Source organism: Chryseobacterium sp. sg2396, assembly GCF_042610505.1.
In the GTDB taxonomy this organism is placed as follows: Bacteria; Bacteroidota; Bacteroidia; order Flavobacteriales; family Weeksellaceae; genus Chryseobacterium.
Genome location: NZ_JBHGAQ010000025.1, coordinates 30,467 through 44,669, shown reverse-complemented (window position 1 = coordinate 44,669; position 14,203 = coordinate 30,467). Strand labels below are relative to the sequence as shown.

General features: G+C 37.5%; 7 protein-coding genes, 1 pseudogene and 1 CRISPR repeat array (1 of these 9 only partly in view). Of the genes and pseudogenes, 7 read left to right on the top strand and 1 reads right to left on the bottom strand.

Annotated elements, in window-relative coordinates; genetic code table 11:
* Positions 1 to 80 precede the first annotated feature (80 nt).
* Complete coding sequence (locus ACED20_RS19335; RefSeq protein ID WP_378106404.1) at positions 81 to 2,204, bottom strand: Tex family protein; 2,124 nt, start codon at positions 2,202 to 2,204, stop codon at positions 81 to 83.
* A 38-nt stretch (positions 2,205 to 2,242) separates the two neighbouring features.
* On the opposite strand from ACED20_RS19335, the gene ACED20_RS19330 reads away from it, so the two are divergent.
* From ACED20_RS19330 to cas2, 7 genes and pseudogenes are all read left to right on the top strand, one after another.
* Complete coding sequence (locus ACED20_RS19330) at positions 2,243 to 2,455, top strand: hypothetical protein (RefSeq protein ID WP_378106402.1); 213 nt, start codon at positions 2,243 to 2,245, stop codon at positions 2,453 to 2,455.
* A gap of 233 nt (positions 2,456 to 2,688) precedes the next feature.
* Positions 2,689 to 3,366 carry a YceI family protein gene (locus ACED20_RS19325; RefSeq protein ID WP_294239030.1) on the top strand — a complete coding sequence of 226 codons (678 nt, stop codon included), beginning with the start codon at positions 2,689 to 2,691 and terminating at the stop codon, positions 3,364 to 3,366.
* 464 nt (positions 3,367 to 3,830) lie between these two features.
* Complete coding sequence (cas9, locus tag ACED20_RS19320; protein WP_378106399.1) at positions 3,831 to 8,810, top strand: type II CRISPR RNA-guided endonuclease Cas9; 4,980 nt, start codon at positions 3,831 to 3,833, stop codon at positions 8,808 to 8,810.
* 13 nt (positions 8,811 to 8,823) lie between these two features.
* Positions 8,824 to 9,087 (top strand): annotated as a pseudogene (locus ACED20_RS19315) (type II CRISPR-associated endonuclease Cas1); the annotation flags it as partial.
* An 81-nt stretch (positions 9,088 to 9,168) separates the two neighbouring features.
* Positions 9,169 to 9,687 carry a DUF6155 family protein gene (locus tag ACED20_RS19310; protein WP_345765852.1) on the top strand — a complete coding sequence of 173 codons (519 nt, stop codon included), beginning with the start codon at positions 9,169 to 9,171 and terminating at the stop codon, positions 9,685 to 9,687.
* Positions 9,688 to 9,706: 19 nt separating this feature from the next.
* Complete coding sequence (gene cas1, locus ACED20_RS19305; protein WP_378106397.1) at positions 9,707 to 10,600, top strand: type II CRISPR-associated endonuclease Cas1; 894 nt, start codon at positions 9,707 to 9,709, stop codon at positions 10,598 to 10,600.
* Positions 10,601 to 10,651: 51 nt separating this feature from the next.
* The gene (gene cas2 / locus ACED20_RS19300) at positions 10,652 to 10,990 is read left to right on the top strand and encodes a CRISPR-associated endonuclease Cas2 (RefSeq protein ID WP_294231888.1); all 339 of its coding nucleotides are present in this window, start codon (positions 10,652 to 10,654) and stop codon (positions 10,988 to 10,990) included.
* A gap of 986 nt (positions 10,991 to 11,976) precedes the next feature.
* A CRISPR array of direct repeats spans positions 11,977 to 14,203; the repeat unit is 27 nt; unit sequence TACGGATAAATGAAAGCAATTCACAAC (it continues 11,673 nt past the right edge of the window).

Genomic DNA, 14,203 nt, shown 5'->3' with positions numbered 1-14,203 from the left:
ATAGTGAATTTTGCTACGCAAGTCAATGGTGAATTAAGTAAAATTGAAAAGCGCAGCGAATTGACCATTCACCATTCACTTTAAATGATCATGCTCAGCTGAACCCTTTTCCTCGCTTCATCCACATCCGTTACTTTTACCTGTACGTGCTGGTGCAGTTTCACCACTTCATTCACATCGGAAACAAAGCCTTCTTTAAGCTGGGAGATATGGACCAGTCCGCTTTCTTTGATGCCCAGGTCTACGAAACATCCGAAAGCCGTGATATTGTTTACTATTCCCGGGAGAATCATACCGGTTTTGAGGTCTTTGATGCTTTTTACTTTCGGATCGAACTCGAATACCTTCGCCGCTTTTCTCGGGTCCAGTCCCGGCTTTTCCAGCTCTTTCAGGATATCTTTAATGGATAAGATTCCGATTTCCCCGGTAATGTACTGTTCCGGGCGGATCAGTGCGATCTTCTCTTTGTTGGCAATAAGTTCGTTGGTTTTTATTCCGAGGTCCTTTGCCATTTTCTCTACAATGCCATAAGCTTCAGGGTGAACGGCGGAATTGTCCAGCGGATTCTTAGCATGGTGGATCCTGACGAATGCCGCTGCCTGCTGAAAAGCTTTCTCTCCTAACCTGGGAACTTTCTTCAGCTGCTTCCGGTCTTCAAAAGCGCCGTTTTCCGCGCGGTAATTCACGATATTTTCTGCCATCTTTTCACCGATCCCCGAAACGTAGCTCAGCAAAGCTTTGCTGGCTGTGTTGAGGTTGATGCCTACTGAATTCACGCATTTCATCACCGTTGTATCGAGTTCGTTTTTCAGTTGAGTCTGGTCGACATCATGCTGGTACTGTCCGACTCCGATGGATTTCGGGTCTATTTTTACAAGCTCAGCCAGCGGATCCGCCAGCCTTCTTCCGATCGAGACGGCACCTCGGACGGTTACATCATAATTCGGGAATTCGTCGCGGGCCATTTTACTTGCCGAATATACCGAGGCTCCGGCTTCCGACACCACGAAAACCTGGAGGGGTTTGTCAAAGGCAATTTTCTTGATGAAAAACTCCGTTTCGCGGCTGGCGGTTCCGTTCCCGATGGAAATCGCTTCAATAGTATAGGCATTGACCATTGAGCGGATCTTTTTCATCGCCATTCCGCTTTCGTTCTGCGGCGCATGAGGGTAAATGGTTTCGTTGTGAAGAAGATCGCCTTTTTCATCAAGGCAAACTATTTTACAGCCGCTTCTGTACCCCGGATCGATGGCCAGGATCCGCTTTTCGCCCAAGGGTGGGGCGAGCAGAAGCTGTGATAAGTTTTCAGAGAAGATCTCAATGGCTTTTTTATCCGCTTTTTCTTTGGCTTCCTGCAAAGCTTCGTTGGAAATGGCAGGTTCCAGCAGCCTTTTATAGCTGTCTTTAATAGCAAGTGAAATCTGTTCCGCCGAATCGTTATTTGATTTGATGATGGCTTTTTCAATAAATTCAATGGCTTCTTCCTTATCGATCCCGATGTTCGTTTTTACGAAGCCTTCCGCCTCTGCCCTCAGCATGGCCAACAGCCGGTGGGAAGGTGCCCTGTTCAGGCTTTCTTCCCATTCAAAATACTGCGAGAATTTCTGCGCCTCCTCTTCTTCCTTTTTAGCCTTTACGGCTTTGGAGGTAATCACCGCTTTCCGTTGAAACAGCCGCCGCAGGTTTTTCCGGACGTACATATTCTCATTGATCCATTCCGCCATGATGTCGCGCGCGCCCTGCAAGGCTTCTTCTTCGGATGAGACCTGATCGTTCAGGTATTTTGAAGCCGTAAACCGGATATCCTGTGCTTTCTGGCTCATGATGATCCTGGCCAGAGGTTCCAGTCCTTTTTCCTTTGCGGCATCGGCTTTCGTCTTTTTTCTTTTTTTGAAAGGGAGATATAGATCTTCCAGTTCCTGAAGATCGAAGCTTTCCTGTATTCTTTGGTGCAGCTCCGGGGTGAGCGCCTGTTGCTCTTCAATCGATTTTAAAATGCTTTCCTTTCGTTTTACCAGGTCCTCAAACTGCTTGCTGAGTTTAGCAATCTGTTCGATCTGCGTTTCATCGAGGTTTCCGGTCCGGTCTTTTCGGTAGCGGGAAATAAAAGGAATGGTGCAGTCTTCCGCCAGCAGGTCCAGCGTGGCGCTGATGCTTTTTTCGGATATATTGAGGGATTGTTGGATATACTTGATCGTGTTCATATGAAATTTTAAACGGCTAAAATACATTCTTTTTGGAAATGGCGGCGGTATTCCGTAAAAAAACAACAGATCATTGTATTGTTTCTTTTGATGATAAAACGTTACCTGATGGGGGTGAAGATGTCTTTCGGGAATATTGGAAATTTCGCAAAGACGCAGGAAATCGGACAGATACATTGCTTAATCAAGACGCAAATAATTTGGCGTTGTCAAATTTGTATGACGTTTGTACAATAATTATAGATAAATAAGCAGCTTTCAATTTAATCAAAGATAAAATCATTGCGCTTTTAAAACAGCATCTTTTAAGGTTTTGCGTCTTCGCGCTTTCCACCTTACAAAATCATACAGTTTTTAATTTATTGATGTAGGTCAAGATAAGAGAATGGGGAAGGTACTATCTTTGGTTTTTAAATGAAAACTCTTGCGGGATCTTTCATTTTGCTTATATTTAACGGAGAAACTTTTTAATAAAATAAATAATATGAAAAAACTTAGTGTTATTGCATTGGTAGCTGTAGGAATGCTTGCGGCATCTTGTAACAAAGACAAATCGGCTGAAAATGCAGCAACGTCTACCGAGAAAACCGTAGCGGAAAGCAAAGGGGAAGTATTGCCGGTAGATGTTACAGGATCGGTCGTAAACTGGAAAGCTTTCCACAAAGGAGGAATGGCGCCACGTTGGGGAACTTTAATGGTAAAATCCGGAGACCTGAGTATTGAAAACGGAAACGTAACCGCCGGTAACTTCGTGATCGATATGAACTCCCTGAAAGTAGACCCGGCTTCCGTAACCGAAAAAGACAAAAAATACACGGATCTTGAAGCTCACCTGAAGAATCCTGATTTCTTCGATACGGCTAAAAACCCAACCGCAGACTTCAAAATCACCAGCGTGACCGATCTTAAGGATCCTTCCAAAGACGCTGTAGCCGGAGCCAACAAAACCGTAAGCGGAAACCTTACCCTATCCGGAAAAACAATGAACGTTACCTTCCCGGCTAAAGTAGACGTGATGGAAAATGCAGCATCCGTACAGGCTAAATTTACCGTAAACAGAGCCGACTGGGGCATCAAGTTCGGAACTTCCGAAACCGATCCTGCAGAATGGATGATCAGCAAAGACATCGAAATCGCCGTAGACGTAAAAGCGAAAAAATAATATTGTTAGATCTAATCTTGTAGGCCGCTCCTTTTAGGGGTGGCTTTTTTGTTTAAGTCTTTAATAATAAAATAAAAAAAGCGACTTGCGCCGCTTTGAATGTTTTCACAACATTAAATATTTATTGTGAATTGCTTGATACAAATGTAAATAATATTTTTTTAATGAAAATATGGGAAACCGTAATTTATTGAAATACTTTCTTTTTATATTTAAAAAATAAAAACAAATGACAGAAATAAGTGAAAAAAAAAGCAATTCACAACTTGTTTCTCAAATTCTCTTAAATAAAATTTGAATAACTAATGATTTCTGTCATCTGACGAACAAGTTGTTAGTTTTGTTATCTGATGAGAATAATAAAACTCAACCATTTGATAAATGAGTTAGATAAATTGTTAACTTTGCTTAATGCAAATGTATAGAAAATATTTGAGAAACAACACTTCGATAAAACTATTATTATGGAAATAAAAAAAATTCTTGGATTAGACATTGGAACCACCAGCATTGGCTATTCCATTATTGAAATTAGTGACGAAAAAAATAAAAATTTTATTTCTGATAAACTAGCTGTTACGGATATTAATAATGACCGAATTGGAATTTTTAAAGATGCAGTAGGCGTCAGAATTATCAATCAAGATACTGATAGATTTGATAGAGGTTTAAAATTAAACGACCCGAAAGGAAGTACACTTACTCCGACGGCGAACCGAAGAAAGTTTCGTGGTGTCAGAAGAATACGGAATCGCTATAAATTAAGGAGAAATAAGCTTTATAAAGTGCTTTCAGTTTTGGGAATAACTCCGGATGAATCTTATTTTACCAACAAAAAAGGGAAAAGAGGAAAAGAGAATGATATTGGTAAAGCGCTTTACGGATTGCGGGAAAGGGCTACAAAAGAAAAAATCACACTGCCGGAATTAGCTCGAGTTCTTCTACATTTAAATCAGTTAAGAGGATATAGCAGTGACCGTTTTGCAAAAGATGAGGAAATAAAGTTTGATTATTATCTAACTGAAGTTGTTGAGTTAGATTGGGAAAACAGAACTCCAGTATTTGAAAAAGGAAGTACTGAAGAGGTTAAGTATTATCAATTTAAAGTGAAATTACGCTTTGTTGAGCCTTACATCATTATTGAAGATGATGAAAAGAATGTGTTTGAAGAAATTGAAGGCTACGTTTTTAAGAAAGAAATTGATTTTGTTTTAGGTGATTTTATTACCATTAAAGCTCCTGAATTTAAACAAAACAAAAAAGGTAAAGTTATAGTCGAAGAATATTATAAAATTACTCCAACAAAACCTGATGCAACAGATTGGAAATATAAATATCAAACTTTACACAAAAATCTTTCTGATTGGTGTAAAACCAGAGGAACAGTAGGCTCTTATTTTTATAGAAACTTTTATGAACTGTCAAACTTATCTCGAATAAGAAATAATGTTGTCAATCGAGAATGGTATGAAAAAGAATTTGATGCTATTTGGGCTTTACAATACGAATTTCATAAAGAGTTTTTTGACAAAATTGATATAAGTAATTTAGTTAAAGAAGTTTTTAAAGATTACAGCACTGTACTTAATGGTGTAATTACTAAAGATGGTAATAAAGAACAACTAAAAACTTTAATAAAAGATAAAATCATTTTTTATCAAAGACCTTGGCAACAAACCAAAAGTAAAGGCAGATGTGAATTCGAGAAAATAAAGGTTAAAAGAGAATTTGCTATTAAAGGAACTGGAACGAAAGAATTAAGAGAAGAGCATATTGGTAGAACGGTTGTCCCGAGAAGTCACCCTATTTTTCAGAATTTTAAGGTATGGCAACAAATCAATAATGTTAGATTAATTTGGAATACTGCTGATGAAAAAATAAACCTGTTTGAAAATGCGGAATTGTGTGAAAAACGTACAGGTAAAACTATTGAAGAAGTAAAACGACTTTTATTCAAAAAATTACAAGGAAGTAAAACTTTGAGTTGGCGAACTTTTGTTAAGGATGAATTAGGCTTGGATACTTATGACGAGATTGAAGAAAAAAGAAAAGCGAAAGTTTCTAAAAAACAAGGTTTAGATTTAGAGACAGGTGAGGTTGTAGAAGAATTCTTTTCGGTCAATTTTAGAAAAAGAAAAAGAGATGGAAGTTATGATGATATAAAACTGAAAGGTAACACTACAAAAGCTGAACTACGAAACATTCTGAAAGATAAATCAGCTGAATGGTTTGAGGAACTTCACCACCAAAATAAAAAAGTAACCAATCTTCAACTGCTTTGGGAGATAATTTATGATATTACGAATAGTGACGTTGTTAAAGTTGCTTCAATTATTAAAAGGCATTTTGCCTTTGATGACGAGATATGTTTGACACTTGCTAAGGTGCAGTTTGACGATGCGGGAATGGCTAATATATCGGCGAAAGCAATTCGGAATTTACTTCCCTTAATGAGTGATGGTATTAACTATTCAAAAATTACAAAAACGAAAGTTGATGAATTGATTTCATTAAATTCTTCAGAAACTGATGTTGATGAAGGTGAAAAATTGAGTGGATTAAAGGATTTTGTAACAGATAGGAAAGCAAGAATCAGATTGTCCAAATTTTCGAACGAAAATGATTTTAAGTATCTCAATTATTGGGAAGCTGCCGCAATTGTTTACGGTTCACATTCCTCTAAAAGGAGTTCCGTCATGAAAATAATGGAACGGTTAAAAAATCATTCAATGAATAATCCAGTAGTTGAAAAAATTGTAAATGAAACAATTTCAATTGTAAATCTACTTAAAAAAGAATATGGTTTTGATGAAGTAAGAATAGAGTTGAGCCGAGAGCTTCGTGCAAGCGCAGATGAACGTCAGCAAATGTGGGAAGGAATGAATAACAATACAGCAAAAAATGAATGGGCAAAGAAAATGCTCCGGGAAATAAAGCAGGCAATGCTAGAAGATGATAGAGATGTTTCTCAATTGGATACGGAAATTTCCGGAAGTAATTTGGATAAAATTAAAATCATAGAAGATGTAGTTAAGTACCAGAAACCGGTGGAATTTAAAACTAAGGAAAAAGAATACAAACTTACAGAGCCGACTAAAGCTGAGGTGACGAAATATCTTTTGTGGTTGGAGCAAAATTTTAAATGTCCATATACCAATCAGCCCATTCCGTTGACAGATGTTTTTGCGAGAGGAAAAGTAGTAGAAATAGAACACATCATTCCTAGACAAAGATATTATTCTAACGCTTACGCCAATAAAGTGATTACCTGGAGGGAAGTTAATCAGGAGAAAGGAAATAAAACAGCTTATGAATTTATTGTGAGCAAAAGAAATCCAGCCGGAACAGTAAAAGTCGGTAAGAAAGAAATTTCGCTTGTTTCTGCATCTCAATGGGAAAATCACGTGAAAGAAATGTTTCCAAAAAGTGGGAAAAGAAATAATCTTCTACGTAAAGAAATTCCCGAAGACCCAATAGAAAGAACGTTGAAGGAAACTCAATATATCAATAAAAAATTGAAAGAAAAATTGGGAGAATTAGTAGGTCCAGATAAAGTTTGGGTAACATCTGGAGCTATTACAGACATACTTAGAGAAAACTGGAAGCTAAATGATGTTTGGAAGGAATTAGTGGAAGAACGTTTTGTTAAATTCAATAACGGAGAAACGAAAGACAGATTAAACTTAAAATATATTACAAGGCATTTTAACAATAAAACAAATCAATATGAAGATGTTGAGAAATTTGCGGGAATGTCTAAAAGAATTGACCACCGTCATCACGCTTTAGACGCTATAATCATTGCCTGTACAAAACAAAATCATATTCAATACATCAATAATTTGAATGCAATTAATAGTGCAGATATTGAGAATGATGATAGTAAAAAAGCAAAATACAAACATATAAAAACCGATGTCTGTTTGGGAAACAGTAGTAGTAAATTCAAATTTCCTTGGGATGAAAGGAAATTTATCCCGGAAGTAAAAGAGGCTTTGAAAAATGTATTGATTTCGCATAAAAATTCAAATGTCTTAATCAGTCCATCAAAACATCGAAATAATAAAGATATTAATTCCGGCAAAGTAGCTTCTGTGAGAGGCGAATTGCATTTGCAAACCAATTACACAAAGAAAAAATATTTTGAAAACGAGAAAATTGATATTGTAAGAATTATTCCTTTATTATTTAAAAAGAAATTTGAGAACCAAAATCAAACATTGGTTCGCTTTAAATCTTTTAATGAAATCATTAAGGAGACAATACTGAAAGAAAAATATCAAAATGTTTTAATATCATTATTTGAGGAATATGATGCCGAAAAATTCAATTTGCAAACTGTAAAAGATTTTTCTAAAAAAGTTTTGAAAAGAATAGAAGATGAGAAGCTTTTTATTCATGAAAAATCGGGAGAGAAAATGACTTGGTTGTCAACTTTTACAAAAAAAAATGCATCGGTAAGACCAATGGGATTATCAATGGATTTGAACAATGAAAAGGAGATAAAAGACTTTGCCAATCCAAGATTAAGAAGAATTGGACTATTTCGTTTGAATTATGTCAACAAAAAAATTGCTGAAATAAAAGCGTTGAAGTTGCCTTTCAAAGAAGATGAGAACAATAGAATCAGGGAAGTAAAAGAAATTCCTCTATATAATAACGCCATTTACGAAGTTAGGATACGACAAAAAGATGGGAAACATAATTGGATTGAAATAAAAGATTTACAGCAATCAGATTTAGAAAACATCGAGTATGCAAAATCGGAAATGACTATTGCAATTAAAAATAAGCTATCAGAATTTTCGCTTGATGAATTGAAAGAAACATATGTTTCTAATCCAATTTTCTTATCGGATAGGCCTACTCCTGTTAAAAAAGCAAGACAAAAAAGCTTCTTCCAAGATTTATATGAACTAAAAGATGGTCGATATGTCTATTCAAGAGATGTATTTATGACTTATGTTTTAGTTCCAGAAGATACGAATAGGAAAGATGCTAAGCGAGAATTGGAATTTTTGAAGTTTTTTGATGCTGTAAAAATCGTTACTTTAGAAAAACCAGATAAAATTGATTATCGAACACTAGTAAAAAAGGAAGGCTGTAAATTGTTATTTACGTTATCTAAAAATGACATAGCTTATATTCCAGATGAGTTATTGACAGATGAGCAAATTCTAGAAATTAATTGGAATGATAAAAAAGAGATTATTCCGAAGCTTTTTGTCGTAAAAGAAATGACGCCAAGTAGAAATGAAATTGTATTCCAACATCTTTATAAGTCTGATTCCATTAGAGTAAATGGAGATGAAGCTGAAAACATTTTAAATACAGAAAAATTGGAAGAGCAAATTAAATATGGTGATACAAATATGTGGAAACGTTGTATTAAGGTTGAGATTGATAAATTAGGTAAAGGTATAAAACCATATTGGGAAAAATAAGACAATTTAGTTTATGATAATCCGCTCTATTTACATATGCAATCCCGCATACCTCAAGCTCAAGGATGAGCAAATGAAAATCCTCTCTCCCGAAATGAAAACGGAAAAAGGAAGTGTACCTGTTGAAGATTTAAGGCTTCTGATGTTGGACCATTATCGGATTACCGTCTCGCACAAACTGATCCAGAAAATGATGGGAGATAGTTTCGTAGTCATAAGCTGTGACGCTCATCATCTGCCGCACGGAATTATGATTCCGTTATATAGACATACCGAGAATTAGGACAGGGTAAAGTTTTTTTAGAAATTAAAGTAGACCGTCTCGGAAACATTTCAAAAGCATAAAAAAATTATTAAAATGTCTAAAACAGACCTCAAAAAAGAGCTTCAAAAGCTTACAAAAGAAAAGCTCATCAAACATATCCTGGATCTGTATGAAAAAAATAGTTCAGTTCAGGAGTTTTATAAGTTTTATCTTAATCCGGCCAATGAAAAACTGCTGGCAGAAAAATATAAAAGGCTGATCCGCAAAGAATTCAATGTGGAAAATCCGATGAGGAGTACCGAAAAGTTTTCTGTGGCAAAACGGGCAATTTCAGATTTTAAGAATCTGCAGCCGTCCCCGGAATACCTGGCGGACGTCATGTTATATTTACCTGAGAGTGCCTGTGAATTGACTGCACTATTCGGTGATTATTCCGAACAATTTTACAATGGTACGTTTAATAATTACAAAGCGGCAATGGTATTTTTAAAAAAGAATAATCTGATGTACCATTTTAGAGCCCGTGCAGAGCGATGTGTCAAGTGGTCGGAAAACTGTGGATATGGTTTCGCCGATGATATGAAGGATATCTTTGATGAATTTTATAATTAACCCTTAAAAACTAAAAACCATGATCACCCGCTCAGTTTATATCGGCAATCCGGCTTACCTTAAGCTCAAAGACGAGCAGCTGAAAATTCTCTGTCCGGAAACGAAAGCGGAAAAGGGGAGTGTTCCCGTGGAAGATCTGGGGTTGCTGATGCTCGACCATTTCCAGATTACCGTCTCACACAACCTGATCCAGAAAATGATGGGAAATAACGTCGTAGTCGTAAGCTGCGATGCCCATCACCTGCCGCATGGAATCATGTTGCCGCTGTACGGCCATACCGAACATTCGGATCGGGTTAAAGACCAGCTGGAAGCCAGTGAGCCTTTAAAGAAGCAGCTGTGGAAACAGACCGTGGAGTGCAAGATCGAAAATCAGAAAAATGTCCTGATGAAATTGGGAAATTACTATGAGCCGATGATTGAGTATCAGAGAAATGTAAAATCCGGTGATATGACCAATATGGAAGGGATTGCCGCCCAGCATTACTGGAAGTACCTCATCAGCCTGGATTTTCTCAGACAGCGTTTTGGTGATTCACCCAATCAATTTTTTAATTTCGGTTATGCGGTACTCCGGAGCATTGTTGCCCGGGCAATCGTTGAAACAGGACTGCTCCCGGTTCTTGGCATTTTTCATAAAAATAAATACAATCCTTATTGCCTGGCGGACGATCTGATGGAACCTTACCGTCCTTTCGTAGATTTGCTGGTCATGCAGTGGCTTAAACTGCATCCTGAGAATGATGAACTGTCGAAAGATTTCAAAGCCTATATGCTGCAGATTGCGACCAAAGACGTACGCATCGACGATAAAACAAGGCCATTAATGGTGGCGGTAAAAACCACGGCCTCATCTCTTTACAAATGCTATACCGGAGAAAAACGGCTGATCTCTTATCCTGAACTGATCTGATGAATTAAATTACTTTTTACTTTTTACATTGTACATTTTACAAATAAAAATATGGACGCCGAAAGGTTTAACGCATACCGGATTATGTGGGTAATAGTATTATATGATCTCCCGACCGAAACGAAAGCCAATATGAAGGATGCTAACCGTTTCCGGAAAGCTCTGATCGATGATGGCTTTACGCTGTTCCAGTTTTCCATGTACGTACGTCACTGTCCGAGCCGTGAAAATGCGGAAGTGCATATAAAGCGCGTCAAATTTATGCTGCCTAAAGCCGGAAAAGTAGCGATTATGTGCATTACAGATAAACAGTTCGGCGATATCGAAATCTTCTTTGCCAGGAATAAAGAAGAACCGCCACCAACCTTCCAACAGCTCGAACTATTCTGATTTTTTAAATCCTAATTAATAAATAAACCCACTGCAATTCAGTGGGTTAAATGTTGAGGTTGTGTTGTATCCCAAAGATACGGATAAATGAAAGCAATTCACAACTGGAGTTGAGTATGCAACTGCAGAAAATGCAGTTGTGTTGTATCCCAAAGATACGGATAAATGAAAGCAATTCACAACTGGAGTTGAGTATGCAACTGCAGAAAATGCAGTTGTGTTGTCTCCCAAAGATACGGATAAATGAAAGCAATTCACAACTGGAGTTGAGTATGCAACTGCAGAAAATGCAGTTGTGTTGTCTCCCAAAGATACGGATAAATGAAAGCAATTCACAACTGGAGTTGAGTATGCAACTGCAGAAAATGCAGTTGTGTTGTCTCCCAAAGATACGGATAAATGAAAGCAATTCACAACATCTTGATGCCCAAACCAGTTACCAACTTGGTTGTGTTGTATCCCAAAGATACGGATAAATGAAAGCAATTCACAACAAGACTGACGAGTAGAACACGTTCAAGTATGTTGTGTTGTATCCCAAAGATGCGGATAAATGAAAGCAATTCACAACAAGACTGACGAGTAGAACACGTTCAAGTATGTTGTGTTGTATCCCAAAGATGCGGATAAATGAAAGCAATTCACAACAAGACTGATGAGCACACCATGTTCAAGTATGTTGTGTTGTCTCCCAAAGATACGGATAAATGAAAGCAATTCACAACAAGACTGATGAGCAAACCATGTTCAAGTATGTTGTGTTGTATCCCAAAGATACGGATAAATGAAAGCAATTCACAACATGCTGAAACCATGAAAATTCATTGGAATGGTTGTGTTGTATCCCAAAGATACGGATAAATGAAAGCAATTCACAACACGCCGGACACTGTTAAATATATATTAAAGGTTGTGTTGTATCCCAAAGATACGGATAAATGAAAGCAATTCACAACACGCCGGACACTGTTAAATATATATTAAAGGTTGTGTTGTATCCCAAAGATACGGATAAATGAAAGCAATTCACAACACGCCGGACACTGTTAAATATATATTAAAGGTTGTGTTGTATCCCAAAGATACGGATAAATGAAAGCAATTCACAACACGCCGGACACTGTTAAATATATATTAAAGGTTGTGTTGTATCCCAAAGATACGGATAAATGAAAGCAATTCACAACAAGATTGAAGAGCAAGAGTTCATTAATATGGTTGTGTTGTATCCCAAAGATACGGATAAATGAAAGCAATTCACAACGAATCGAACGCTGATACCACAGAAAGTGGTGTTGTGGTGTATCCCAAAGATACGGATAAATGAAAGCAATGCACAACACGCCGGACACGGGTAAATATATAGGAAAGGTTGTGTTGTATCCCAAAGATATGGAGAGGGGAGAGAGGTTAGAAGTGGATCTGGCACAGATACCACAGAAAGTGGTGTTGTGGTGTATCCCAAAGATACGGATAAATGAAAGCAATTCACAACTGCTTATACATCCTTATAATAAGTCTAGAAGTTGTGTTGTATCCCAAAGATACGGATAAATGAAAGCAATTCACAACCGCTTATACATCCTTATAATAAGTCTAGAAGTTGTGCTGTATCCCAAAGATACGGAGAAATGAAAGCAATTCACAACCGCTTATACATCCTTATAATAAGTCTAGAAGTTGTGCTGTATCCCAAAGATACGGAGAAATGAAAGCAATTCACAACCGCTTATACATCCTTATAATAAGTCTAGAAGTTGTGCTGTATCCCAAAGATACGGATAAATGAAAGCAATTCACAACTGTGGAATGGCTGGGAGCAATTCATCGCTCGTTGTGTTGTATCCCAAAGATACGGATAAATGAAAGCAATTCACAACCGCTTATACATCCTTATAATAAGTCTAGAAGTTGTGCTGTATCCCAAAGATACGGATGAATGAAAGCAATTCACAACCGCTTATACATCCTTATAATAAGTCTAGAAGTTGTGCTGTATCCCAAAGATACGGATGAATGAAAGCAATTCACAACCGCTTATACATCCTTATAATAAGTCTAGAAGTTGTGCTGTATCCCAAAGATACGGATAAATGAAAGCAATTCACAACCAAACAATAATTAGTCCGGTAACTGAAGGAGTTGTGTTGTATCCCAAAGATACGGATAAATGAAAGCAATTCACAACACAAAAAACCAAAGCCCCGTCCGAAGCAATGTTGTGTCGTATCCCAAAGATACGGATGAATGAAAGCAATTCACAACACAAAAAACCAAAGCCCCGTCCGAAGCAATGTTGTGTCGTATCCCAAAGATACGGATGAATGAAAGCAATTCACAACACAAAAAACCAAAGCCCCGTCCGAAGCAATGTTGTGTCGTATCCCAAAGATACGGATAAATGAAAGCAATTCACAACGAAAGTAACGCCGATACCAGTGCTATGTCTGTTGTGTTGTATCCCAAAGATACGGATAAATGAAAGCAATTCACAACATTAATCTTAAAGTCTATGTTATCCATCATGTTGTGTTGTATCCCAAAGATACGGATAAATGAAAGCAATTCACAACTTAGAGTTCCACGGTAATTTTTAAAAGACGGTTGTGTTGTATCCCAAAGATACGGATAAATGAAAGCAATTCACAACACTCCGGACACTGTTAAATATATATTAAAGGTTGTGTTGTATCCCAAAGATACGGATAAATGAAAGCAATTCACAACAGCGGCGAAGGCGACCCCGGCTTCCAGCGAGTTGTGTTGTATCCCAAAGATACGGATAAATGAAAGCAATTCACAATAGCGGCGAAGGCGACCCCGGCCTCCAGCGAGTTGTGTTGTATCCCAAAGATACGGATCAATGAAAGCAATTCACAATAGCGGCGAAGGCGACCCCGGCCTCCAGCGAGTTGTGTTGTATCCCAAAGATACGGATCAATGAAAGCAATTCACAATAGCGGCGAAGGCGACCCCGGCCTCCAGCGAGTTGTGTTGTATCCCAAAGATACGGATAAATGAAAGCAATTCACAACTAACGGTTCAAACTCTTTCCACATTCTATGGTTGTGTTGTATCCCAAAGATACGGATAAATGAAAGCAATTCACAACTAGAACAGGCCAGACATCTTTAGAAACTCAGTTGTGTTGTATCCCAAAGATACGGATAAAGGAAAGCAATTTGCAACTAGAACAGGCCAGACATCTTTAGA

Bases quoted from the DNA above. Each gene is read 5' to 3' on its own strand.
- cas9 (WP_378106399.1), top strand. From the start codon at position 3,831: ATGGAAATAAAAAAAATTCTTGGATTAGACATTGGAACCACCAGCATT.
- ACED20_RS19330 (WP_378106402.1), top strand. From the start codon at position 2,243: ATGGCGGCGGTATTCCGTAAAAAAACAACAGATCATTGTATTGTTTCT.
- ACED20_RS19310 (WP_345765852.1), top strand. From the start codon at position 9,169: ATGTCTAAAACAGACCTCAAAAAAGAGCTTCAAAAGCTTACAAAAGAA.
- ACED20_RS19325 (WP_294239030.1), top strand. From the start codon at position 2,689: ATGAAAAAACTTAGTGTTATTGCATTGGTAGCTGTAGGAATGCTTGCG.
- cas1 (WP_378106397.1), top strand. From the start codon at position 9,707: ATGATCACCCGCTCAGTTTATATCGGCAATCCGGCTTACCTTAAGCTC.
- ACED20_RS19335 (WP_378106404.1), bottom strand. From the start codon at position 2,204: ATGAACACGATCAAGTATATCCAACAATCCCTCAATATATCCGAAAAA.
- cas2 (WP_294231888.1), top strand. From the start codon at position 10,652: ATGGACGCCGAAAGGTTTAACGCATACCGGATTATGTGGGTAATAGTA.